A 23,707-nucleotide genomic window follows, 5' to 3' on the forward strand; every position below is an offset into this window, starting at 1 on the left:
TGCAAATTCCGGATTTTCTTGGCAATAACGGATAAATAGCCGGTATAAAACTGAACGAAATTCAACCGCTGGGGCGTATGGCAATATGATAGCTTGCACCAAATTAGCCGAGCATTTGGCCGATCCGGTGCCAAACCCCGTCCGGCACGTACAACAGCAGCGAGGTCATGGTCAGGTAGCGCAGCAGTTTTCCGACCGCCATGTAGGCGATGCTGGGCCAGAAAGGCAGCTTGAGCCAGCCGCCCAGGGTGCACAGCGGATCGCCGATGCCGGGCAGCCAGGCCAGCAGCATGGTCTTGGCGCCGTAGCGCTCCAGCCAGTGGAACCAGCGGCTCTTGCGCTCCTTGGCGAAGGATTGCTTGGCCTGGTAGCCCATCCAGTAATCGATGGCGCCGCCCAGCGTGTTGCCGATGGTGGCGACCGCGATCACGCTCCAGAATATGGCCGGGTTGGCCTTGACGACGGCAAACACCGCCGGTTCCGAGCCCAGCGGCACCAAGGTGGCCGAGATAAGGCTGATGATAAAGACCGATGTCAGGCCCACTTCCGGCGCCGCCAACAGGTGCAGCAGCCAGGCGATTACAGATTCGATCATCGGTTTCTTTGAGCGGAAGGAAAGGTGTCCATTATAATGAGTCGCACACCGCATGATTGAACAGTCCGGTCGCCCGCCCATCCGCGCGCGGCCCGCGCCCCTGCTTCACCCGGTCACACGCCGGATAGTTAGCACTGAATGAGCAACGCCCATCCCGGAATCACTATGTTTGCAGACCATGACTATCGACTATCTGAAGAAAATCCTGACCGCGCGCGTCTACGACGTCGCTACTGAAACCCCGCTGGAACTCGCGCCGACGCTGTCGCAGCGCTTCGAGAACCGAATTTACTTCAAGCGCGAGGACATGCAGAGCGTGTTCAGCTTCAAGATTCGCGGCGCCTACAACAAGATGGCCCACCTGAGCGAGGCCCAGCGCAAGCGCGGCGTGATCTGCGCTTCGGCCGGCAACCACGCCCAGGGCGTGGCGCTGTCGGCGGCGCGCATGGGCTGCCGCGCGGTCATCGTGATGCCGACCACCACGCCGCAGGTGAAGGTCGAGGCGGTCAAGGCGCGCGGCGGCGCCGATGTCGAGGTGGTGCTGCACGGCGAGTCCTATACCGATGCCTACAACCACGCGCTGCTGCTGGAGCAGGAGCAGAAGCTGACCTTTGTCCATCCGTTCGACGATCCCGATGTGATCGCCGGCCAGGGCACCATCGGCATGGAAATCCTGCGCCAGCACTCCGGCCCGATCCACGCGATCTTCGTGCCGATCGGCGGCGGCGGCCTGATCTCCGGCATCGCCGCTTATGTCAAGCAGATCCGTCCCGACATCAAGATCATCGGCGTGCAGAGCCTGGACTCGGACGCGATGGCGCGCAGCGTCAAGGCCGGCGAGCGCGTGACGCTGGCCGATGTCGGCCTGTTCGCCGACGGCACGGCGGTGCGCCTGGCCGGCGAGGAAACCTTCCGCCTGGTGCAGCAGTACGTGGACGACATCATCCTGGTCGACACCGACGCCATCAGCGCGGCCATCAAGGACGTGTTCAGCGACACCCGCTCGATCCTGGAGCCGTCCGGCGCGCTGGCCATCGCCGGCGCCAAGGCCTATGTCGAGCGCGCGGCCCTGACCAAGGATCCGGTCCGGAACGAGACGCTGATCACCATCGCCAGCGGCGCCAACATGAACTTCGACCGCCTGCGCTTCGTGGCCGAACGCGCCGAGCTGGGCGAGGCGCGCGAGGCGGTGTTCGCCGTCACGCTGCCAGAACAGCGCGGCAGCTTCAAGCGCTTCTGCGCGCTGGTCGGCCCGCGCAACGTCACCGAGTTCAACTACCGCATCAGCGACAAGGACGAGGCCCATGTGTTCTGCGGCGTGCAGATCGCCGACCGCGGCGAGTCGGGCGCGCTGGCGCGCACCTTCGAGCAGCACGACTTCAAGACGCTGGACCTGACCCACGACGAGCTGGCCAAGGCCCACATCCGCCATCTGGTGGGCGGCAAGAGCGCGCTGGCGCGCGACGAGTTGCTGTATCGTTTCGAATTCCCCGAGCGTCCGGGCGCGCTGATGCGCTTCCTCAACTCGATGGCGCCGAACTGGAACATCTCGCTGTGCCACTACCGCAGCCAGGGCGGCGACGTCGGCCGCATCCTGATCGGCCTGCAGGTGCCGCCGGAGGAAATGGACCAGTTCGCGCAGTTCCTCACCACGCTGGGCTACCGCTACTGGGATGAGAGCGCCAATCCCGTGTACAAGCTGTTCCTGGGCTAAGCGCAGCACGACGGCATGGTTTGCGCTACCATGCCGTCCTTCACCGAATCACAGATACCGCCATGACCAACACCGTCGACTTGTCCCCGCTGGGAAAAACCTCCGCCTACCGCACCGACTACGCGCCGGAGCTGCTGTTCCCGATCCCGCGCCAGGGCAAGCGCGACGAGCTGGGCCTGACCGGCACCCTGCCCTTCTTCGGCGTCGACATCTGGAACGCCTACGAGATCTCGTGGCTGAACACGCGCGGCAAGCCGCAGGTGGCGATCGCCCGCATCACGGTGCCGGCCGATTCGCCCAACATCATCGAATCGAAGTCCTTCAAGCTGTACCTGAACTCCTTCAACCAGACCCGTCTCGACAGCGTGGTCGCGCTCAAGCAGCTGCTGCAGCAGGACTTGTCGAACGGCTTCGGCGCCAGCGTCCACATCTCGCTGACCCAGCCGGAGGAATTCGGCATGGTGGAGATGGGCGAGCTCGACGGCCTGCTGCTGGACCGCCTGGACATCGACGTCGACCACTACAGCCCGGCGCCCGAGCTGCTCAAGGCCGCGCTGGACGAGGAGCCGGTCGAGGAGAAGCTGGTGTCGCACCTGCTCAAGTCGAACTGCCTGGTCACCGGCCAGCCGGACTGGGCCAGTGTGCAGATCCACTACGCCGGCCCGCAGATCGACCAGGAAAGCCTGCTGCGCTACCTGATCGGCTTCCGCGAGCACAACGAGTTCCACGAGCAATGTGTCGAGCGCATCTTCACCGACATCCTGCGCCAGTGCCAGCCCCAGCAATTGTCGGTGTACGCCCGCTACACGCGGCGCGGCGGGCTCGACATCAACCCCTGGCGCAGCAACTTCAGCAGCGCCCAGAAGCCGTCCAATCTTCGTGGCGCACGTCAATAGATCTGGCGCTTTTTCCAATCAAACGGGAAAAATCAGGCGTATGATAGGCGGATGGGGCGCGGTTGCACGCAACAGCGCCCCATTTGGCCACACCGGCCAGAAAACGCGCAAATAATCGGAAATTCGCCCCGGACCCTGGCGAAAAACCGGCGTTTTCCCTGATTCCTACTCAGAAATAGCGATTCCTTTCTTTGCTGCAAATACAGCCCAGCCCGCGCGCCGGCTGGCTGACATAAACACAACGACCGGCGTGAGCGATTTCATGTTACATGGCGCAGAAACCAGCCTATAATTCTGCTCGCATGCCACCTTTGTGCGTTGCAACATTTTATGTCGCGTTATGAATAACCTTAGCAAAATACTCTCACTGGAAAACGTGCAGCTCGATCTGGAAGTGTCCAGCAAGAAGCGCGCTTTCGAGCAGGCCGGCCTGATCTTCGAAAACAACTGCGGCATCGCCCGCTCCACCGTGTCGGACAACCTGTTCGCGCGCGAGCGCCTGGGTTCGACCGGGCTGGGCCATGGCGTGGCCGTGCCGCACGGCCGCATCAAGGGCATGAAGAGCCTGAAGTCGCCGCTGGCCGCCTTCGTGCGCCTGGCCGAGCCGATTCCGTTCGAATCGCCCGACGGCAAGCCGGTCAACCTGCTGTTCTTCCTGCTGATCCCGGACCACGTCACCCAGCAGCACCTGGAGATCCTGTCCGAGATCGCCGAGATGTTCTCCGACGACGCCTTCCGCACCGCGCTGAGCACGGACGCCGATCCGAAATCGGTCCATGCGCGCATCATCAACTGGGTGCCCAGCCTGCAGGCCGCCGGCTGAGATCGGCTGGGTCGCCGGACTATAGGTTAAACTAAGGTTTAGTTCATCCTCCTGTAAAGACGACCCATGCTGCAAACTCCGCTGACGATACAACGCCTCTACGACGACAATCGCGAAAGTTTGCAGCTAGGCTGGTTCGCCGGCTTCCCCGGCGGCGAGCGCCTGATCTCCGGCGACGTGGCCTCGGCCGCCGACCAGGTCGGCCACCTCAACACCATCCACCCGGGCCGCATCCAGGTCTTCGGGCACCAGGAAATCAACTACTATCAGCGTTTGAAGTCGCTGACGCGCGCCCACGTCATCGGCGAGCTGATCGCCGGCGGCCCGCCGGCGCTGATCATCGCGCAGGGGCTGGAGACGCCGCCCGACATCCTCGCCATCTGCGACGAGAAAAACATCCCGCTGTTCTCCACGCCGCTGCCGGCCGCGCAGGTGATCGACTTCCTGCGCGTCTACCTGTCCAAGAAGCTGGCGCAGCGCATCATCATGCACGGCGTGTTCATGGACGTGCTGGGCGTGGGCGTGCTGATCACCGGCGACTCCGGCCTCGGCAAGAGCGAGCTGGGCCTGGAGCTGATCTCGCGTTCGCACGGCCTGGTGGCCGACGACGCGGTGGAGTTCTCGCGCATCGCGCCGAACATGATCGAGGGCCGCTGCCCGGCGCTACTGCAGAATTTGCTGGAAGTACGCGGGCTGGGGCTGTTGGACATCAAGGCCATCTTTGGCGAGACCGCGGTGCGCCGCAAGATGCGGCTGAAGCTGATCGTGCACCTGGTGCGGCGCGGCGCGGCCGACGAGGAGGTGGAGCGCCTGCCGTTCCAGTTCCCGACCGAGGACGTGCTGGGCCTGCCGATCCGCAAGGTGGTGATCCCGGTGGCGGCCGGCCGCAACATCGCGGTGCTGCTGGAGGCCGCCGTGCGCAACACCATCCTGCAACTGCGCGGCATCGACACGCTGCAGGAGTTCATGGAACGTCAAAGACAAGCGATGAGCGGGGACTAAACAAGTTCCCATGGCTTTTTCGCATCATTGCGAAAACTAAACATGGTCAAGATGGGCAAGCTTTGCCGGGCTGCGGTATCATCCGGGGCTATGCGCATCGTACTCATTACCGGTATTTCCGGCTCCGGCAAATCCGTCGCCCTGAACGTCCTGGAAGACACGGGACACTATTGCGTCGACAACCTGCCGCCCGCCCTGCTTGCCAGCCTGGTGGACACCCTGGTCGAGGAAGGTCTGGAGTCGCTGGCCGTGGCGGTCGATGCGCGCAGCGCCGAATCGCTGGCCACGCTGCCGGCCGCCGTCGAACGCCTGCGCGCGCAGGGCCACGACGTCAAGATCGTCTTCCTCACCGCGAACACGCATTCGCTGGTGGCGCGCTTCTCGGAAACACGGCGCAGCCATCCGCTGTCGCACGAGCTGCGGCCGGGCCAGAACCCGGCGGCGCGGCGCACGCTGATCGAATGCATTTCGGAAGAACGCGAGCGGCTGTCGACCATCGAACAGCTGGGCCATGTGATCGACACCTCGGAACTGAGCGCCAACAAATTGCGCGCCTGGGTCAAGGACCTGGTGGCGGCCGAACGCGCGCCGCTGACCCTGTTCTTTGAATCGTTCGCCTTCAAGCTCGGCGTGCCGCTGGACGCGGACTTCGTGTTCGACGTGCGGGCGCTGCCCAATCCCTACTACGACCTGACCCTGCGTCCGCTGACCGGGCGCGACGCGCCGGTGATCGACTTCCTCAACGCCCAGCCGAGCGCGCTGGACCTGATGAACGACATCCGCGTCTTCGTCGAGAAGTGGCTGCCGTCCTTCAAGACCGATAACCGCAGCTACCTGACGGTGGCGGTGGGCTGCACCGGCGGCCAGCACCGCTCGGTCTACATGGCCGAGCAGCTGGCGGCCTACTTCCAGCAATCCGAACGCGTCATCCTGCGCCACCGCGAGCAGTAGGCGCCGGCGATCTCGCCCCGGTTACCGCGTGCGGGCCGCGAAACGCATCGCTCGTCAATGGAGGCTAGATCATGGCTGAGAAATTTTTTCCTTACGATCCGGCACAGGCACTCGGCAGCCGCGAGGCCATCGAAGCATTCATGGCTGACGCTTTCGAAACCGGAGATGCCGCACATATCGCCGCAGCGCTGGATGTCGTCGCGAAGGCGCAGGGGCTCACCCAATTGGGCGGTGAGCCATCCCTGAAGAAAACGCTGGCGTTGATGAAGTCGTTCGGACTAAGACTGACGATCGCCGGCACTGCCGACGCGACTCAATCCAGGTGACGCAGCGGGTGGGCGTAGTCCGGCCACACCGGCTGGAAGAAGCGCTGCACCATGGCGGCGTCCACCTCGTCCAGCGAGGCCGGCTTCCATTGCGGCGCGTTGTCCTTGTCGATGACCAGCGCGCGCACGCCTTCGATCACTTCGCCATCCTCGAAGTTGTGGCGCACCAGCGTGCGCTCCATGCGCAGGCAGCCGGCCACGTCCAGCGCGGCGCCGCGTTCGACCAGCTCGTGCGTCACGCACATCATCAGCGGCGAGCGCGTGGCCATGACCTGCAATGTCTTTTGCGCGAAGGCGCTGTCGTCCGTTTTCAGCGAGGCGATGATGGCCGGCACCGAGCCGGCGCCGAAGTGGCGGTCGATGGCGGCGCGCTCGGCCGCCAGCTTGCTGTCGCCCGCCGCGCCCTTGAACGGCTCCGCGAAGGCGGCGATGGCCTCGGCCAGTTCCGCGCCCGCGGTCGATTCCAGGATGGCCGACAAGACCTCCATCGCATCCGCCGGCGCGTAGTGGTCGGCCAGGCCAGCGTACAGCGCGTCGGCCGCGGCTATGGTCACGCCGGTCACGCCGAGATAGCAGCCCAGCTTGCCCGGCGCGCGCGACAGGAAGTAGCTACCACCCACATCCGGGAACAGGCCGATGTTCACCTCCGGCATGGCCATCTTGGTCCGCTCGGTGACGATGCGCACGCGGCAATCGGGGCCGCCCTGCGCCACGCCCATGCCGCCGCCCATGACCACGCCGTCCATCAGCGCGATGTAGGGCTTGGGATAGAAATGGATCAGGTGATTGAGCGCGTACTCCTCGGTGAAGAAGTCCTCCACCTGCGCGCTGCCGCCCTGCGGCGTGGCGCGGCCGGCGTCGTAGAAGAAGCGGATGTCGCCGCCGGCGCAGAAGGCCTTCTCGCTGCTGCTGCGGATGACCACGGCGGCCACGCCGCTGTCGTCGCGCCATGCCATCAGCGCGTGCGTGATGTCGCGCACCATCGCCAGCGATAAAGAGTTCAAGGCCTTGGGCCGGTCCAGCGTGATGAAGCCGGTTCCGTTGCTGACGCTGGTGTGGACGTATTCGCTCATGAGGTGCGCAGGATAGTGGTGAAAACCCTATTCTATGCGGGCGCAAAAAAGGGCGCCAGTGCGCCCTTAGTTTGATGGTGCCGGGGCCGTTGTTATAGGGCGGCGGCAGCGGGTTCGTAGCTGTCCGGGAGATGCTTGATCGCATCGTGACCGTGCTCTTGGACCTTGGCTTTGTACTTCATGACCTGCCGATCCAGCTTGTCGACCAAGGTGTCGATGGCGGCGTACAGGTCCTGGGACAGGCTTTCCACGTAGACGGTCTTGCCCGACATGCGCAGGTTGATTTCAGCCTTCTGGCGTTTCTCTTTCTCTTTAAGGTTATCTACGGTCAGGATGACAGCAATATCAATCACTTGATCAAAGTGGCGGGTGACGCGTTCCAGCTTGCTCTGCACGTATTCACGGATGGCCGAGGTCACTTCGAGATGATGTCCACTGATGGTGAGATTCATACACACTCCTAAAGATAATGTCGCTTCTTACGGTTAGTGCGGGGCCCATTGCTACCGGGCGCGCAGGAACCAAGTAACTACAAAGACTTGCGGAGACTGACTGGCGGGATCTTTAAAGCTTCGCGATATTTGGCAACAGTTCGTCGCGCAATCACCATGCCTTGTTCTCCCAGCATGTCCGCAATCTTACTGTCGGATAAAGGATTTTTCGGGTCTTCTGCTCCTGTCAATTGCACGATGAGTGCGCGTATCGCCGTCGAACTTGCTTCCCCCCCCGCTTCGGTGGCGACATGGCTACCAAAGAAATATTTCAACTCAAACATGCCATGCGGGGTCAGCATATATTTTTGAGTTGTTACACGAGAAATAGTGCTCTCGTGTAGACCCAGTGTATCAGCAATTTCGCGAAGCACAAGGGGGCGCATGGCGACCGCGCCATGCGAGAAAAAGTTCTTTTGTCGTTCTACTATCGCTTGTGCGACGCGCAAGATCGTGTCGAAACGCTGGCGCATATTCTTGATCAGCCACTTGGCTTCCTGCAGCTGCGCGCCCATCGCGCCCTCGCCTTTTCCCTGCTTGAGCAGGTTGGCGTACATGGCGTTCACGCGCAGGCGCGGCATGACGTCGTTGTTGAGGCTTACTTGCCAGCCGTTGCGCGATTTCTTGACGATCACGTCCGGCACCACGTAGTCCGACACGTCCGACGCGAACGCCGAGCCCGGATGCGGATTGCACTGGCGAATGACGGTTTGTGCCTCGCGCAAATCCTCGTCGTCGCACAGCAGGGCCTTCTTCAATTTGTTGAAGTCGCGCTGGGCAAACCAGGTCAAATGATTTTCCACGATGGCCAGCGCCATGCGCCGCGTGACCATCGGAATGCCCGGCAGGCGCTTGATCTGCAACGCCAGACATTCGGACGCGTTGCGCGCACCCACGCCCATCGGGTCGAAGCTTTGCAGCAGCGACAGCGCGGTGCGCAGTTCGTCGAGGTCGACCTCCAGCTCTTCCGGCAGGCGGGCGTGGATCTCTTCCAGCGCTTCCTCCAGGTAGCCGTTCTCGTCCAGCGCGTCGATGATCAGCTCGACCAGCGCGCGGTCGCGCATCTCCAGCACCGTCACGCGCATCTGCTCCATCAGGTGCTCGCGCAGCGTGCAATGGCTGGCCTCCAGTTGCGGACGCGCATCCTCGTCGTCGGGCGCCTTGCTGCGGCCGGCGTCGCTCCAGTCGACGTCGGCGTCGCTGCTGGTGCTTTCGGTGTCGGCGGCCGGGCCGTCGTAGTTGTCGGCGTCGGCGGCGGGCGCCTCCTGGGCGTTGGGCGGGCCTTCCGGCGGCGCGTCGCCGACCGGGGCTTGCTGGCTGATGGCGCCGTCCGACAGCAGCCGCAGCGAGCGGTCCAGCGGGTCGTCAAGGCGCTCCAGCAGCGGATTATCGGTCAGCAGCTGTTCCAGTTCCTGATGCAGCTCCAGCGTCGACAGTTGCAGCAGCCGGATCGACTGCTGCAGCTGAGGCGTCAGCGCGAGGTGCTGCGACGTGCGCAGTTGCAAAGACTGTTTCATGGGTTTTACATACGGAAGTGTTCACCCAGATACACGCGACGCACCGATTCGTTGGCGATGATGTCGTCTGGCCGGCCTGAAGCCAATACCGTGCCCTGGTTGATGATATATGCGCGGTCGCAGATGCCCAGCGTCTCGCGCACATTGTGATCGGTAATGAGGACGCCGATGCCGCGTTCCTTGAGGAAGCGCACGATGCGCTGGATCTCAATCACGGCGATCGGGTCGACCCCGGCGAATGGTTCGTCGAGCAGCACGAAGCGCGGGTTGGTGGCCAGTGCGCGCGCGATCTCCACGCGGCGGCGCTCGCCGCCCGAGAGCGACAGCGCCTGGTTCTCGCGCAGCTTTTCGATCTGCAAATCGGCCAGCAGGGTGTTGAGCCGTTCATCAATGGCAGCCTTGGATAAAGGCTTGCCGTCCACTTTCTGGATTTCGAGGACGGCGCGGATATTTTCTTCCACCGTCAGCTTGCGGAACACCGACGCTTCCTGCGGCAGGTAGGACAAGCCGAGCGAGGCGCGGCGGTGGATCGGCAGCGAGGAGATGTCGGTGCCGCTGATGTCGATGCTGCCGGCGTCCGACGGCACCAGGCCGACGATCATGTAGAACGAGGTGGTCTTGCCGGCGCCGTTGGGGCCGAGCAGGCCCACCACTTCGCCGCATTCCACTTGCAGGGAGACGTCATGCACGACCTGGCGCTTGCCATAGGTCTTTTGCAGGCCGCGTACGATCAGGGTGCTACCGCAGGATGGTTCCATGCTCACTTCTCCGTGGCCGGTGGCGTCGACGCGGCTGGCGTCGTTGCTGGCGTGGTGGCCGGCGCGGCCGGACGGATGGTCGGCTGGATCACCATGGTGCCGCGGCCGGCGCCCGGCTTGCTCTCGCCGGTGACGGTGTTCTTCACGGCGAACTGTTCCTTGCGGCTGTCGTAGGAAATAAACTCGCCGTTGACCTCGTCGCTGAGGCGGCCGCCTTCGAGGCGGCGCACCTTGGCCTTGGAGAACAGCTTGACCAGGTCGGTCTTGTTGCTGTATTCGATGCGCTCGGCCTCGCCCTCGACCCACTGGTCGCCGGCGCCGTCGCGCTTCTGGCGGAAGGTGGCCGGCGTGCCCGGCGTGCTGGTCAGCACGACGAAGTCATAGCCTTCCGGGTCGGTGGTCATCACCGCCTTGGGCGACTTCAGCAGCAAGGTGCCGCGCGTCAGGATCACATTGCCGATCAGCGTCTTGACCTGCTTGACGTCATCAATCTGCAGATCGTCATACTGGATCGTGGTCGGCTTGGTGGAGTCGGCTTTTTCCGCGTGGGCGGCACAGGCCGCCATCAGCAGCACGGCGGCCGACAATATCAATTTTTTCATCGTCATTCCATTCTTCATCGTTGGTTCTTCAATGGCCGGGGCGCGGCGGCAGCACCAGCTGCCCGCGTCCGCCCAGCTGCACTTCGCGGGTGGCGTTGTTGGCCTTCATGCCGACGCCGTTGGCGGTGGCGTTGCCGATCTCCAGCGCCACCGGCGCGGTGGTTTCCATCCGTTCCTCGTCCGGATACACCGTCAGGGTCGATGTCGTCATGCGCAGCGCCTGCGCCTTCGGCGTGGCCGGGCGCACCACGTCCACATTACCACTGAGCTTGACGCGCGTATTGCCCTGATCGACATGGGCGGTGTCGGCATGCATATTCATCGGCGGCTGGTCGCCCGACAGGCTGTGCACGTACGGCTTGTCGATGTCGGACGCGTCGCCGACCGGCCGGTGGGTCAGCTTCTCGCCGGAGATGATGTAGGCCGGCTGGCCGGTCTTGTTCATGCGTACCATGCTGAAGCGGTCGATGATGTAGTCCGGCTCGTCGCGATGCTGGTCGGCCTGCGCCTGCTGGCCGGCCTGGTTGACCACCTGCACCAGCCAGAAGCTGCCGACGGCGACAAACACACCGACCACCATCACGATGGTCAACTGCCAGCGGTGGGCTGTTCTCTTATGCATGCTCGGTCCTCGTCAAACCAGGAACTGCGCCATCACGCGCTCATACGTGCCCTGCGCGTGCAGCAGCAGTTCGCACACTTCGCGCACGGCGCCGCGGCCGCCGGCGGCCACCGTGGTGTGGTGGGCGCGCTCCAGCACTTCGGCGCGGCCGTTGGGCACGGCCACCGCGAAGCCGACGCGCGTGAGGATCGGCAGGTCGACCACGTCGTCGCCGATGAAGCCGACCTGCTCGGCGGTGAGGCCGGTCTTTTCCAGCAGCGCGTTGAACGGCGTGAGCTTATCGTGGCCGCCCTGGTGCAGGAAGCCGATGCCGAGGTCGGCCGCGCGCTTGATCACTTGCGGCGAGGTGCGCGCGCTGATGATGGCGGTCTGCACGCCGGACTCCTGCAGCAGCTTGATGCCCAGGCCGTCGTGCACGTTGAAGGTCTTGAGCGCCTCGCCCTCGGCGCCGTAGTGCAGGCTGCCGTCGGTCAGCACGCCGTCGACGTCGAAGATCATCAGCTTGACGCGCGCGGCGCGTTCCACATAGGTCGGTTCGGTCATCAGATCACCTTGGCGCGGGTCAGGTCGTGGATGTGCAGCGCGCCGACCAGCTTGCCGTCGGCGTCGGTCACCAGCATCTGGTTGATGCGGAACTGTTCCATCACGGCGACGGCGTCGACCGCCAGCTTTTCCGGCGAGATGCTGCGCGGGTTGGCGTGCATGACGTCGCGGATCACGACCTTGGTGAAGTCCTGGACCTTCTCGATCATGCGGCGCAGGTCGCCGTCGGTGAACACGCCGATTGGTTTGTTGTCGGCGTCGACCACGGCGGTCATGCCCATGCCCTTCTGCGTGATCTCCAGCAGCGCGTCGGTCAGCTTGACGTCGGCGGTGACCTTCGGCACGGCGTCGCCGCTGCGCATGACGTCGCGCACGTGGGTCAGCAGGCGGCGGCCCAGCGCGCCGCCTGGATGGGAGCGCGCGAAATCTTCTTCCTTGAAGCCGCGCAGGTCCAGCAGCGCGACGGCGATGGCGTCGCCCAGCGCCAGCGTGACGGTGGTGGAGGTGGTCGGCGCCAGATTCATCGGGCAGGCTTCCTTGGCCACGGCCACGTTCAGGTGGACGTCGGCGATGTCGGCCAGGCTGGAGCCGGGCTTGCCGGTCATGGCGATGACCTTGCTGCCCATGCGCTTGACCACCGGCAGGATGGTCATCAGCTCGGCGCTCTCGCCGGAATAGGAAATGGCGATGAAGGCGTCGTCGGCGGTGACCATGCCGAGGTCGCCGTGCGCGGCCTCTGCCGGATGCACGAACAGCGCCGGCGTGCCGGTCGAGGCCAGCGTGGCGGCGATCTTGCGGCCGATGTGGCCGGACTTGCCGATGCCGGACACGACCACGCGCCCCTTGCAATTCAGCAACAGTTCGATGGCCTGCACGACGCTGTCGTCGGCGTCCAAGCGGGCATTCAGGGCGGCGATGGCCTCGGCCTCGTTTTGCAGGGTGTCGCGGGCAAGGCGCAACGCACGCGCGGCCATATTTGCGTCAAAAGCTTTCAGCATTGTTTTTTCATGGGTTACACTCATGCCCAAGTATAGCCGAATTGAGAAAGCAAAAAACTTGCCAGTAACAACATAAGGGCCCCTACAGCCCACAAACAACGAAATAATATTTTCTGGCCAGGTTGATATGACGTTTACACCTTTGGAATTGACCCTGTTGTTGCTGGGCAGCGCGGTGCTGGGCGTGGTCGCCTTCCGCATGCTGCAGCTGCCGCCGATGCTGGGCTACCTGGCGGTCGGCATCCTGATCGGCCCCCACGCGCTGGGCCTGGCCGAGTCGAGCGAGGCCTTCCACTCGCTGGCCGAGTTCGGCGTGGTGTTCCTGATGTTCTCCATCGGACTGGAATTCTCCCTCCCCAAATTAATGGCCATGCGCGGCATCGTGTTCGGGCTCGGCATGGCGCAGGTGGTGCTGACCATCGTCGCCACCATGGTGTTCGGCTGGGTCATGGCGACCCAGCTGCCGCCTGCCATCCACATCGGCTGGCAAGCCTCGTTCGCGCTGGGCGGGGCGCTGGCCATGTCGTCCACCGCCATCGTCTCCAAGATGCTGACCGAGCGGCTGGAACTGGAAAGCGAGCATGGCCGCAAGATCATCGGCATCCTGCTGTTCCAGGATCTGGCCGTGGTGCCGCTGCTGATCCTGATCCCGTCGCTGGGCCAGAGGCCGGACGCGCTGGCCGAAACGCTGGCCTGGGCCGGCGTCAAGGCCGTGATCGTGCTGGCCTTGCTGCTGTTCTTCGGCCAGAAGCTGGTGCGCGGCTGGTTCACGGTGGTGGTCAAGCGGCGCTCGCAGGAGCTGTTCATGCTGAACCTGCTGCTGATCACGCTGGGCGCGGCCTGGATCACCGAGCGCGCCGGGCTGTCGCTCGCGCTGGGCGCCTTCGTGGCCGGCATGCTGATCTCCGAGACCGAATACAAACACCAGGTGGAGGAAGACATCAAGCCCTTCCGCGATGTGCTGCTGGGACTGTTCTTCATCACCATCGGCATGCTGCTCAACGTGCGGCTGGTGATGACGCACTGGTGGCTGGTGCTGGTGCTGCTGGCGGGGCCGGTGCTGCTCAAGTTCGCGCTGATCGCCGGACTGGCTAAGCTGTTTGGCGCCTCGGACGGCGTGTCGATGCGCACCGGCCTGGCGCTGGCGCAGGCGGGCGAGTTCGGCTTCGTTCTGCTGAACCTGGCCGGCGGCAGCCATCTGATGGACCCGCTCATCATCCAGGTGGTGCTGGCGTCGATGGTGCTGTCGATGCTGGTGGCGCCGTTCATCATCGCCAAGTCGGACCAGATCGTGATGAAGGTTTCCAGCAACGAATGGATGATGCAATCGCTGGCGCTGACCAAGATCGCCAGCCGCACCATGTCCACCAACAAGCACGTGATCGTGTGCGGCTTCGGCCGCAGCGGGCAGAGCCTGGCGACCTTGCTGACGGAAGAGAATATCGACTACCACGCGCTGGACCTGGATCCGGAGCGGGTGCAGGAGGCGCAGGCGGCCGGGCGCAACGTGTCCTACGGCGACGCCGCGCGGCGCGAGAGCCTGGTGGCGGCGGGCATCTACCGCGCCAGCGCGGTGGTGATCACCTACGCCAGCACGCCGTCGGCGCTGAAGGTGCTGCACCTGGTGCACGAGCTGGCGCCGACCTTGCCGGTGATCGTGCGCTCGCACGACGATACCGACCTCGACCGGCTGAAGGCGGCTGGCGCGGCGGAGGTGGTGCCGGAGCTGATGGAGGGCAGCCTGATGCTGGCCTCGCACGCGCTGGTGATGCTGGGCGTGCCGCTGCGGCGCGTGGTGCACCGGGTGCAGACGGCGCGCGAGGAGCGCTACGCCTCGCTGCGCGGCTACTTCCACGGCGCCAGCGACGCCGGCGAGGAGGCCGACCTGGAGCGTCTGCATTCGGTCACGCTGCGCGACAGCGCGGCCAGCGTGGGCAAGTCGCTGGGCGAGATCGACGTGGCGGGCGCGGGCGCCGAGGTCAGCGGCATCCGCCGCGGCAAGGGCCGGCTGGACGTAACGCCGGAGCTGGTGCTGGAGGCGGGCGACGTGGTCGTCCTGCGCGGCACAGCCGAAGCCGTCAACCGCGCCGAGCAGCGCCTACTGCGCTAATTTTGATCAACACCAATTGGGGTCAAGCACCAATTGGGGTCAAGTCTGACATTCGGACACGAGCTCTGCCGTAGCACGGCGCTACGGCAGAGCTCGTGTCCGAATGTCAGACTTGACCCCAATTTTGTGGCGGCCGCTACGGCAGAGGCCGTGTCCGAATGTCAGACTTGCCCCCCGCCTTCGGCGCGGCTGACTACGCGGTTGCGGCCGGTTTCCTTGGCGACGTAGAGCAGCGTGTCGGCCTGCGCTACCCAGGCGCGCGCGATGGCGGCCGGGTCGCCTTCGGCTTCGCCCGGGTTCAGGCAGGCCACGCCGATCGATACCGTGACCGACAACTGCAATTCCTGCGACAGCGCGATCATGCTGCCGGCCACGCTGGCGCGTATGCGCTCGGCCACGAAGGCGGCGCTTTCAAGATTGGCGTCGATCAGCAGCACCACAAACTCTTCACCGCCGAAACGCGCCAGCGCGTCCGACGTGCGCAGCTCGTTCTTGATGCGGGTGGCCACTTCGCGCAGCACGTCGTCGCCGCCGCCGTGGCCGACCGTGTCGTTGACCCGCTTGAAGTGGTCGATGTCGATGTACATGAACGAGATCGGATATTTCTGGCGCCGCGCGCGGGCGATCTCCTCCAGCAGACGCCGGTCGATGTAGCGCCGGTTGTAGACCCCGGTCAGCGAGTCGGTCAGCCCGATGTATTTCAACATCTCGTTACTGATGACGTTTTCCAGGCAGATGGCGATGATCGACGCCATGTGCTCGATGAAGTCGGTGCCCAGGCTGGGCGTGAAGCGGGTCGGGTCGCAGCTGCCCAGGTTGAGGCTGCCAATGATGCGCTTGTTGCGCAGCAGCGGCACCAGCGCCACACTTTGCAGCCCGGCCGGCGGCCGCGGGAACGGCGTCGCGTGGCGCTGCGCGTCGTACATGCCCAGCAGCGGCTTGGGCGGCGGCGTGTAGACGTTGCGCTGGCCCAGGTCGAAGCCGAGACCGTCCAGCGATTCCACAAAGATCAGCTCGGGGAAATCCTCGAACACCACGTCCAGCTTGAGCATGACGGTGCGGATGTCGGCGTCCTCGTCGACCAAGGTCAGGGTCACGCTGTCGAGCTCGGAGATCACCGGCAGCACGCGGAAGATGGTGCCGATCAGCTCGGGGAAGTTGGCGGCGCTGACGATGTCCAGGTCGAAGGCCTGGTGGCGGGTCATGATGGAGTGGTTGCGCTCGGCCTGCTCCAGCAGGTAAGCCATGCGCGCCCGCAGGGCCTGGTTTTCGGCCGCCAGATCCACCGCGCGCGCGGCGTGGTCAGTCTGTGGCGATAACTTGCCTGTTGCAGTTTGCGTCATATTTGCCCTTACTCATCAGCTGGTTTCATTCCCCTTGCCACATTACGCCAACTTTTGGCGATTGGGAATGCCTGAGCGCGTTAAAACGCCAGCGTGACGACGATTTCCTCCCCCACCCGCACCTGCTGGCCCTCGCCCGCCACCAGGATGGCGTTCATGCCGAAACACAACGCGCCGTCCAGCTCGGCCTTGGCGCGGTAGCTTTGCATGATGTCCAGCGGGTCGGGACCGAACTGGCCGGTGGCCTGGTCGACCGACGGCATCGGGCAGCGCGAACACGGCTTGACCGGCTTGAGCAAGGCATCGCCCAGCTGGAACGATTCGACGTAATCCTCCTCGAAGGCCTCGATGCCGGCCACGACCAGGTTGGGGCGGAAGCGGTTCATCGGGATGGCCTCGCGGCCGGCGCGGCGCAGCTTGTCGTTCAGGTCGTCCAGCGAGGCGGCCCCGGCCACCAGCATCGGATAGCCGTCCGAGAACATGGTGGTGGCGGCCACGCCGCTGGTCCACTTCTCGCTGACGGCGCGCTCGGCGTTGGCGTGAAAGCGCGCCAGCCGGCACGGCACGCCGATCGCCTGGGTGAACCATTCGGCGGTCAGGTCGTCGCAGTCGTAGGCCAGCACGGTGTCGTCCCAGACTTGCGTGGTGAGGGTGGGCGCCAGATAGGGATCGGGCAGGTCGAGCGGGATTTCCAGCCGCAGCATGCCGGGCGCGCGCAGCTCCAGCGTGCTGGCCTTGAGGCTGGGGGTGATCAGCGCCATGCGCGGATGATCGCGCTGGGTCAGGCAGACGCCGGCGCCGTCGACCACCATCCATTCGCGGTCGTAGATCTGTCCGGACATCAGGCCGGTGACGGTCAGCGTGGCTTCCTGCAGCGAAATGCCGCCGCAGGACTTGATCGGATACAGCGTGATTTCGGAGAGGGTGGGCATGTTCGGCACCGTTGTTAGGCAGATGAAAACATTGCCATTATACGATCAGCCGGAGCGGACCGCTGGCGGCCCGCCCTCCCCGTCCGGGATTACTCCTCGGCTTTGGCGGCGGCTGCCTTGGGCGCACGCGGTGCGCGTGGCGCCGCCGGCTTGCGAGGCTTGGCGGCCGCCTTGGCCTTGGCCGGCTTGGCGGCCGGGGCGGCTTCGGAGTCGACCGATGCAGCCGGTGCCGGCGCTTCGACCGGCGCAGGCGCAGGCGCAGGCGCAGGCACAGGCACTGGCATTGCGGCGGCCGGCTGTTCGCCGTTCACCGCAGCCGCACCCTTGCCGCCGCGCGCATTCTTCGCGCCCTTGCCGGCCTTGCCCGATGCGGCGTCCTCGGCCTTAGGCTTGGCGGCCTCTTTCAGTTTGCGTGCGGGCGGTTTCTGGCCGCTTTTCTTCTTGGCTGGCACCTCGACGGCAACCACCGGCTCGCTGGCCACCACCGGCAGCTCAATCGCCGCTTCGATGACCACCGGTGCCTCGGCCGCAGCCTCAGCCCGCTCCTGGCGCTCACCCTGCTTGCGCCCGCCGCGATTGCCGCGACCACGGCCACGGCCGCGATCGGACTCTTCCACCGGCGCGGCGGCAACTTCCACCTGCTCCGGCTGACCAGCCAATTGCTCAGGTTCGATGTAGGCGTGCGGCTCCGTCTCGTCCGCCGTCGTGACGTCGGCGGTTTGCGCTGCACGGGCCTGCTGCGCCTGGCGCTCGGCCTGGCGCTCGGCGAAACGCTCGGCGGCGGTGCGGCCACGGCCACGGCTGCGGCGCGACTCCTGCTTGCCGCCATCCTGCGCCTCGGCCTGCGCACCGTCCATCGGCGCCTCGCTCACCTGCAAACCAGGCGTCGCCACGCCGGTGCCGCGATACACATACGCGCCGGATTTCTCATCGCGGCCGAATTCCAGCAGGCCACGCGCCTTGCATTCCTCGATCAGGTTGCCGAAGGTGCGGAAGCCATAGTAGGACTCGCTGAAGTCCGGCTTGCGGCGCTTGATCGCCTCCTTCAGCACGGACGCCCAGATCTTGCCGCTGTCGCCGCGCTCGGACACCAGCGCCTCGAACGTGTTGGCGGCGATTTCCACCGCCTGGTTGCGGCGCTTGTCCATTTCTTCGCGGCGCATGCGTTCCTCTTCCGGCGAGCGCTTGACGGCCGGCTTGGCCTCGCTGCTGGATTCGCGCTTGGCGCGGCGGCTCTCGCGCACCAGGTCGTCGTAGAAGATGAATTCATCGCAGTTGGCCACCAGCAGGTCGGAGGTCGACTGCTTGACGCCGACGCCGATCACCTTCTTGGCGTTCTCGCGCAGCTTGGACACCAGCGGCGAGAAATCGGAATCGCCGGAGATGATGACGAAGGTGTCGACGTGCGATTTGGTGTAGCACAGGTCAAGCGCGTCAACGACCATGCGGATGTCGGCCGAGTTCTTGCCGGACTGGCGCACGTGCGGGATTTCGATCAGCTCGAAGTTGGCCTCGTGCATCGGCGCCTTGAAACCCTTGTAGCGGTCCCAGTCGCAATACGCCTTCTTGACCACGATGCTGCCCTTGAGCAGCAAACGTTCCAGCACCGGCTTGATGTCGAACTTGTCGTAATTGGCGTCGCGCACACCGAGCGCCACGTTTTCAAAATCGCAGAACAGCGCCATGCTGACGTTATCGTTGGAAGAAGCCATGAAGAATATTTTCTATTGAGGGGTGAGACGGGCGTGGAAAGCAGACATTGCGGTCCGGCGATCAGGCAATCCGTCGATTATACCCAACAAAGCGGCGCGTGCGACGAACGCGACAACCAGCGCCACGGCCGGCGCCGGCCGTGAAGGCGGCGCGGGGCTATTCCGCCTTGGCAAACATGCCGGCCATCGCCGTCACGTCGCGGCCGACGCCGCGATAGCCGATGAAGCGGCCGCCCTCGTCGAACATGGGCTCGCCGCTCACCTGCAAGTATTGCCGAACGCCGTTGATGGTGCGGCTATAAACGAAGTCCAGGAAGGCCTTGCGCTCGGCGATGTTCGATTGCAGCAGCGCATGCTCGGCCACGTCCCAGCCGCCGGCGTCGCTGCTGCCGATGCCCACCATGTCGGCCACCGGGCCGGACCAGTTGGTGAGCTGGCCCTCGGCATCCTGCTCCCAGTACCAGTCGGTCGACAGTTCGGCGAAACGCTGGAAGCGCGCCTCGCTGGCGCGCAATTGCGCGGTGCGTTCCAGCACCGTGTATTCCAGCTGCTGGTTGTAGCGCTGCAGCTTGCGATGCAGCAGCCGCACTTCCAGCATGTTGTGGATGCGGGTCTCCACCTCGATCAGCTCGAACGGCTTGCTGACGAAATCCTTGGCGCCGGCCTTCAGCGCGCGCAACTTGTGGTTCGGCTGCGCCGTCACCACCAGCACCGGCACATAGCCGTCCAGTTCGATTTCCTTGAGCGCCTCCAGCACCGCGAACCCATCCATGTGCGGCATTTGCAGGTCCAGCAGGATCAGGTCGTAATGATGCTGCTGGTGCAGGCCGCAGACGGCGAACGGGTCCATCGTGCTGCTCACGCGGGTGTAGCCGGCGTTGGCCAGCATCTGCTGCAGCAGCATGACGTTGGCTTCCTGGTCGTCGACGATCAGGATTTCGGCGTTGAGTATTTCTGATGCGTTGATCATGATGCGATCTCCTGTGCGTTGCCTTGGCCGCTGCGCTCGGCTGCGTACTCCAGCGCGAAATCCAGGGCAGCCATGAATTCGACGACATTGATCGGCTTGGTCAGGTAGCGCAGGAATCCAGCCTCCAAGCCCTTGGCGATATCGCGCGGCATCGCGTTGGCCGACAGCGCCATCACCGGGATGCGCGCCGTGTTGGTATCGTCCTGCAAGATCTTCAGGCAGCCGAAACCGCTCACGCCGGGCAGGTTTATGTCCATCAAAATCACATCGGGCTGGTAGGCGCGCGCCAGCTGCATGCCGGTCGGGCCGTCGATGGCGGTCAGCAGCTTGAGGTCGCTGCGGCGCTGCACCAGCTGTTCCACCAGCGTCAGGTTGGCGGGGTTGTCCTCGATGTACAACAAGGTCTTCAACGCCACGCCGTTGCGGGCGGCGCGCGACAGCGGCGCGTCAAAGGCGGCGATCTCGAGCACCGGCTCGCTGGTGGCAGCCAGCTCGATCCAGAACGTCGTGCCGACGCCGATTTCGCTGTGCACGCCGATGGCGCCGCCCATCAATTCCGTCAGCTGCTTGGTCACCACCAGGCCGATGCCGGTGCCCTCTTCGGCGCCGTCCTCCTGGCCCAGGCGATTGAATGGCTGGAACAGTTGCCCGATCTGGTCATCGCTCAGGCCGGCGCCGGTATCGGTCACGCTGATGCGCACCATGTCCGCGGCGGTGCTGCCCACCGTGCATTCGACGGTGATCTTGCCGCCGTGGCGGTTGTACTTGATGGCGTTGGACAGCAGGTTGATCATCACCTGCTTGACGCGGGTACGGTCCGCATGCACGAAGAAAGGCTCGCTCAGCGAGGCGAAGAACAGGCGGATGCCGCGCTTTTCAGCCTGCGGCCCGACCAGCGCCTGGCAATCGCGCAGCACCTCGGACAGGCCCATCGACTCCTGCGACATCGTCACCTTGCCCGATTCGATCATGGCCAGGTCGAGGATCTCGTTGATCAATTGCAGCAGATACCAGCCGCCCTTGAGGATCTGGTCCAGCGAGCGCTGCTGCGAGGCGCTGGGCGGCGGCTTGTCGGAAGCCAGCAACTGCGCGAAGCCCAGCACCGCGTTGAGCGGCGTGCGCAGCTCGTGGCTCATGCCCGACAGGAAATCCGACTTGGCGCGGTTGGCCTTGTCCGCCACCGCGCGCGCGGCCTCCAGTTCCGCATTGGTTTCCTGCAGCGCCAACTGCTGCTCGCGCAGGCGCTTGTCCAGCAAGGCCTGCTCGCGTTCCACTTCCTTGCGCGCCGTGTTGTCGGTGCCCATCAACAGATAGCCGATGATTTTTTCCTCGGCGTCGCGCAGCGCGCTGACCGAAACGATGGCGGGGAAACGGCTGCCGTCCTTGCGGATATAGGTCAGCTCATAGATGTCCTCGATGCCGCGCGAGGCCTTGAACACCAGCGCGTCAAAGCCCGGCCGGATGGTCGTGCCCAGTTCCGCGCTGAGCGCGGCCGCGCGGGCGACCACTTCCTGCGCGTCGGAGATGCCGGCCGGCGTGATCCGGTTGACCACTTCCGCCGCGCTGTAGCCCAGCATGCGTTCGGCGCCGACGTTGAAGATCTGAATCACGCCCTGCGCATCGGTGGCGATGCTGGAGAAGTTGGCGCTGTTGTGGACCGCCAGTTGCAGTGCATCGGCCTTGAGCAGCGGGCCCTCGGGCAGTCGGTTGGTTTTCATTTGAGCTCCTGGCGTTGACGTACGTCTGACATCAGGCGCGCGAATTCTTTTTTGACGACTTCATAGCATTCACAGGTGTCGCCTTCGAGGCCGAGCCGGTCCAGCACCGAAATATGGCCGCGCCGGTTGCTGATGAAGCCCTTGGCCTGCAGGCGTCCGGCCGCCACCGTCACCCCTTCGCGCCGCACGCCCAGCATGGTGGCGATCAACTCCTGGGTCATGGTCAGCTCGCTGGTCGGCAGGCGGTCCAGCGTCAGCAGCAGCCAGCGGCACAGCTGCTGGTCCAGGGTGTGATGGCGGTTGCAGATCGCCGTCTGCGACATCTGGGTGAGCAGCGCCTGGGTGTAGCGCAGCAGCAGGCGCATGACGGGGCCGGCGCGGTTGAACTCGTCGAGCAGGACCTGCGACCTGAGGCGGTAGCCGTGACCGGCGGTCTGGACCACGGCGCGGCTGGGCGTGGTGTTACCGCCCATGAACAGAGAAATGCCGAGGATGCCCTCGTTGCCGACGCCGGCAATCTCGGACGAACTGCCGTTCTCCAGCACGTAGTGCAAGGAGACGATGGCGGAGGTCGGGAAATACACGTGGTCGAGCTTGCCGCCCGATTCGTACAGCACATCGCCCAGCCGCATCATGATCGGTTCCAGGTACGGCGACAGGCGATCGAACTCGGCGTCCAGCAGGGCGGCCAGCAGATGGTTCTGGTTGGGGTTGTTGAGACGCATGGAAACATTCCTTGTTCCAGTCGTCAACTAGGCGGGGGGCGGGGACGGCAAACGATGACCGTCAGACAGAGTAACACACATCGGCGCAAGCGCCCGATGTCAAAGTCCGGCTCAAGAAATGTACAGGAGCCCAAAAACAAAAAAGCCCCGTATTTCCACAGGGCTTCCAGGTGCTTCGGAGAGTTAGACGTTGAACAGGAAGTTCAACACGTCACCATCCTTGACCACATATTCCTTGCCCTCGGCGCGCATCTTGCCCGCTTCCTTGGCGCCGCTCTCACCCTTGTACTGGATGAAGTCGTCGTAGGCGATGGTTTGCGCGCGGATAAAGCCGCGTTCGAAGTCGGTGTGGATCACGCCGGCCGCTTGCGGCGCGGTGTCGCCCACGTGGATGGTCCAGGCGCGCACTTCCTTCACGCCGGCGGTGAAGTAGGTTTGCAGGCCCAGCAGCTTGTAGGCGGCGCGGATCAGGCGGTCCAGGCCCGGCTCTTCCATGCCCATGTCGGCCAGGAAGGCGCTCTTGTCGGCGTCGTCCAGGTCGGCGATTTCCGCTTCGATCGACGCGCAGATGGCGACGATGGGCGCGTTCTGCGTGGCGGCGTAGGCGGTCAGCTGGTCCAGCAGCGGGTTGTTGGTGAAGCCGGTGTCCGACACGTTGGCCACGTACATGGCCGGCTTGGCGGTGATCAGGCACAGCGGCTTGATCAGGGCCATCTCGTCGGCGTCCAGGCCCATGGCGCGCACCGGCTTGGCTTCGTTCAGGTGCGGCACGATGCGCTCCATGATGGCCAGCAGCTTGGCGGCGTCCTTGTCGCCGGAACGGGCTTTCTTGTTTTCGCGGTGGATGGCTTTTTCCACGGTGCCCAGGTCGGCCAGTGCCAGCTCGGTCTGGATCACTTCGATGTCGTCCAGCGGGCTGACCTTGCCGGCCACGTGGATCACGTTGTCATCTTCGAAGCAGCGCACGACGTTGACGATGGCGTCGGTTTCGCGGATGTGCGACAGGAACTGGTTGCCCAAGCCCTCGCCCTGCGACGCGCCCGCCACCAGGCCGGCGATGTCGACGAACTCGACGATGGCGTTGACCATGCGTTCCGGCTTGACGATCTCGGCCAGGCCTGCCATGCGCGGATCCGGCACTTCGACCACGCCGACGTTAGGCTCGATGGTGCAGAACGGATAGTTCTCGGCCGGGATGCCGGCCTTGGTCAGGGCGTTGAAGAGGGTGGACTTGCCGACGTTGGGCAGGCCGACGATGCCGCATTGGAGACTCATGAAAAACCTTT

At 64.5% G+C, this 23,707-nt stretch carries 23 protein-coding genes; 7 read left to right on the forward strand and 16 right to left on the reverse strand.

From position 1 onward, the window contains the following. Window positions 1-103 precede the first annotated feature (103 nt). Window positions 104-595, reverse strand: coding sequence for a YqaA family protein (locus ACUJB0_RS16040; protein WP_444846102.1), 492 nt, complete (start codon window positions 593-595; stop codon window positions 104-106). 178 nt (window positions 596-773) lie between these two features. Between ACUJB0_RS16040 and ilvA the strand changes: the two genes are divergently transcribed. The 6 genes from ilvA (at window position 774) to ACUJB0_RS16070 (ending at window position 6,307) form a co-directional block, all read left to right on the forward strand. Continuing rightward, window positions 774-2,309 carry a threonine ammonia-lyase, biosynthetic gene (gene ilvA / locus ACUJB0_RS16045; protein ID WP_444846103.1) on the forward strand — a complete coding sequence of 512 codons (1,536 nt, stop codon included), beginning with the start codon at window positions 774-776 and terminating at the stop codon, window positions 2,307-2,309. A gap of 62 nt (window positions 2,310-2,371) precedes the next feature. Beyond that, window positions 2,372-3,205, forward strand: a complete 834-nt coding sequence (queF, locus tag ACUJB0_RS16050) for an NADPH-dependent 7-cyano-7-deazaguanine reductase QueF (protein ID WP_444846104.1) — start codon at window positions 2,372-2,374, stop codon at window positions 3,203-3,205. Window positions 3,206-3,545: 340 nt separating this feature from the next. Continuing rightward, window positions 3,546-4,028, forward strand: coding sequence for a PTS sugar transporter subunit IIA (locus tag ACUJB0_RS16055; RefSeq protein WP_117014389.1), 483 nt, complete (start codon window positions 3,546-3,548; stop codon window positions 4,026-4,028). A gap of 66 nt (window positions 4,029-4,094) precedes the next feature. Then, window positions 4,095-5,030 (forward strand): HPr(Ser) kinase/phosphatase, encoded by a 936-nt coding sequence (gene hprK / locus ACUJB0_RS16060; protein WP_008444515.1) that lies wholly within the window; start codon window positions 4,095-4,097, stop codon window positions 5,028-5,030. Window positions 5,031-5,120: 90 nt separating this feature from the next. Beyond that, a complete protein-coding gene (gene rapZ / locus ACUJB0_RS16065; protein WP_444846105.1) occupies window positions 5,121-5,981 on the forward strand; it encodes an RNase adapter RapZ in 861 nt (286 codons plus the stop codon). 71 nt (window positions 5,982-6,052) lie between these two features. Then, complete coding sequence (locus tag ACUJB0_RS16070; protein ID WP_444846106.1) at window positions 6,053-6,307, forward strand: helix-turn-helix domain-containing transcriptional regulator; 255 nt, start codon at window positions 6,053-6,055, stop codon at window positions 6,305-6,307. Here the strand turns inward: ACUJB0_RS16070 and ACUJB0_RS16075 are convergent. The 8 genes from ACUJB0_RS16075 to ACUJB0_RS16110 form a co-directional block, all read right to left on the reverse strand. Beyond that, window positions 6,295-7,380 carry an enoyl-CoA hydratase/isomerase family protein gene (locus ACUJB0_RS16075; protein WP_444846107.1) on the reverse strand — a complete coding sequence of 362 codons (1,086 nt, stop codon included), beginning with the start codon at window positions 7,378-7,380 and terminating at the stop codon, window positions 6,295-6,297. The genes ACUJB0_RS16070 and ACUJB0_RS16075 overlap by 13 nt on opposite strands. 92 nt (window positions 7,381-7,472) lie before the next feature. Continuing rightward, the gene (hpf, locus tag ACUJB0_RS16080) at window positions 7,473-7,832 is read right to left on the reverse strand and encodes a ribosome hibernation-promoting factor, HPF/YfiA family (protein ID WP_117014394.1); all 360 of its coding nucleotides are present in this window, start codon (window positions 7,830-7,832) and stop codon (window positions 7,473-7,475) included. Window positions 7,833-7,909: 77 nt separating this feature from the next. Then, window positions 7,910-9,388, reverse strand: coding sequence for an RNA polymerase factor sigma-54 (locus ACUJB0_RS16085; RefSeq protein ID WP_444846108.1), 1,479 nt, complete (start codon window positions 9,386-9,388; stop codon window positions 7,910-7,912). A 5-nt stretch (window positions 9,389-9,393) separates the two neighbouring features. Continuing rightward, window positions 9,394-10,146, reverse strand: coding sequence for an LPS export ABC transporter ATP-binding protein (gene lptB, locus ACUJB0_RS16090; protein WP_020704452.1), 753 nt, complete (start codon window positions 10,144-10,146; stop codon window positions 9,394-9,396). A 2-nt stretch (window positions 10,147-10,148) separates the two neighbouring features. Next, complete coding sequence (gene lptA / locus ACUJB0_RS16095) at window positions 10,149-10,748, reverse strand: lipopolysaccharide transport periplasmic protein LptA (RefSeq protein ID WP_444846109.1); 600 nt, start codon at window positions 10,746-10,748, stop codon at window positions 10,149-10,151. A 28-nt stretch (window positions 10,749-10,776) separates the two neighbouring features. Then, window positions 10,777-11,370, reverse strand: a complete 594-nt coding sequence (gene lptC, locus ACUJB0_RS16100; RefSeq protein WP_444846110.1) for an LPS export ABC transporter periplasmic protein LptC — start codon at window positions 11,368-11,370, stop codon at window positions 10,777-10,779. 12 nt (window positions 11,371-11,382) lie between these two features. Next, the gene (locus tag ACUJB0_RS16105) at window positions 11,383-11,913 is read right to left on the reverse strand and encodes a KdsC family phosphatase (protein ID WP_161092680.1); all 531 of its coding nucleotides are present in this window, start codon (window positions 11,911-11,913) and stop codon (window positions 11,383-11,385) included. Then, window positions 11,913-12,911 (reverse strand): KpsF/GutQ family sugar-phosphate isomerase, encoded by a 999-nt coding sequence (locus ACUJB0_RS16110; RefSeq protein WP_161084390.1) that lies wholly within the window; start codon window positions 12,909-12,911, stop codon window positions 11,913-11,915. The genes ACUJB0_RS16105 and ACUJB0_RS16110 overlap by 1 nt, the downstream gene beginning before the upstream one ends. 127 nt (window positions 12,912-13,038) lie before the next feature. Here ACUJB0_RS16110 and ACUJB0_RS16115 point away from each other — a divergent pair, with 127 nt between their 5' ends. After that, window positions 13,039-15,021: a monovalent cation:proton antiporter family protein gene (locus ACUJB0_RS16115; protein ID WP_444846111.1), complete on the forward strand. Its 1,983-nt coding sequence runs from the start codon at window positions 13,039-13,041 to the stop codon at window positions 15,019-15,021. Between the two features lie 161 nt (window positions 15,022-15,182). Here ACUJB0_RS16115 and ACUJB0_RS16120 read toward each other — a convergent pair whose 3' ends face one another. From ACUJB0_RS16120 to ychF, 7 genes are all read right to left on the reverse strand, one after another. Then, the gene (locus ACUJB0_RS16120; protein WP_444846112.1) at window positions 15,183-16,364 is read right to left on the reverse strand and encodes a GGDEF domain-containing protein; all 1,182 of its coding nucleotides are present in this window, start codon (window positions 16,362-16,364) and stop codon (window positions 15,183-15,185) included. A gap of 80 nt (window positions 16,365-16,444) precedes the next feature. Beyond that, window positions 16,445-17,296: an MOSC domain-containing protein gene (locus ACUJB0_RS16125; RefSeq protein ID WP_444846113.1), complete on the reverse strand. Its 852-nt coding sequence runs from the start codon at window positions 17,294-17,296 to the stop codon at window positions 16,445-16,447. 89 nt (window positions 17,297-17,385) lie between these two features. After that, on the reverse strand, window positions 17,386-19,008 hold the full coding sequence (locus tag ACUJB0_RS16130; RefSeq protein WP_444846114.1) for an NYN domain-containing protein: 1,623 nt from the start codon (window positions 19,006-19,008) through the stop codon (window positions 17,386-17,388). Window positions 19,009-19,165: 157 nt separating this feature from the next. Further along, window positions 19,166-19,978, reverse strand: coding sequence for a response regulator (locus ACUJB0_RS16135; RefSeq protein WP_444846115.1), 813 nt, complete (start codon window positions 19,976-19,978; stop codon window positions 19,166-19,168). After that, entirely contained in the window at window positions 19,975-21,696 is a 1,722-nt protein-coding gene (locus ACUJB0_RS16140; protein WP_444846116.1) for a hybrid sensor histidine kinase/response regulator, read from the reverse strand. Before ACUJB0_RS16140 ends, ACUJB0_RS16135 begins: the two co-directional genes overlap by 4 nt. Then, window positions 21,693-22,421: a Crp/Fnr family transcriptional regulator gene (locus ACUJB0_RS16145; RefSeq protein ID WP_444846117.1), complete on the reverse strand. Its 729-nt coding sequence runs from the start codon at window positions 22,419-22,421 to the stop codon at window positions 21,693-21,695. Before ACUJB0_RS16145 ends, ACUJB0_RS16140 begins: the two co-directional genes overlap by 4 nt. 183 nt (window positions 22,422-22,604) lie before the next feature. Next, window positions 22,605-23,696: a redox-regulated ATPase YchF gene (gene ychF, locus ACUJB0_RS16150; RefSeq protein WP_444846118.1), complete on the reverse strand. Its 1,092-nt coding sequence runs from the start codon at window positions 23,694-23,696 to the stop codon at window positions 22,605-22,607. Window positions 23,697-23,707: the final 11 nt, after the last annotated feature.

Source organism: Duganella caerulea (assembly GCF_040362985.1).
In the GTDB taxonomy this organism is placed as follows: domain Bacteria; phylum Pseudomonadota; class Gammaproteobacteria; order Burkholderiales; family Burkholderiaceae_D; genus Rugamonas; species Rugamonas vulcania.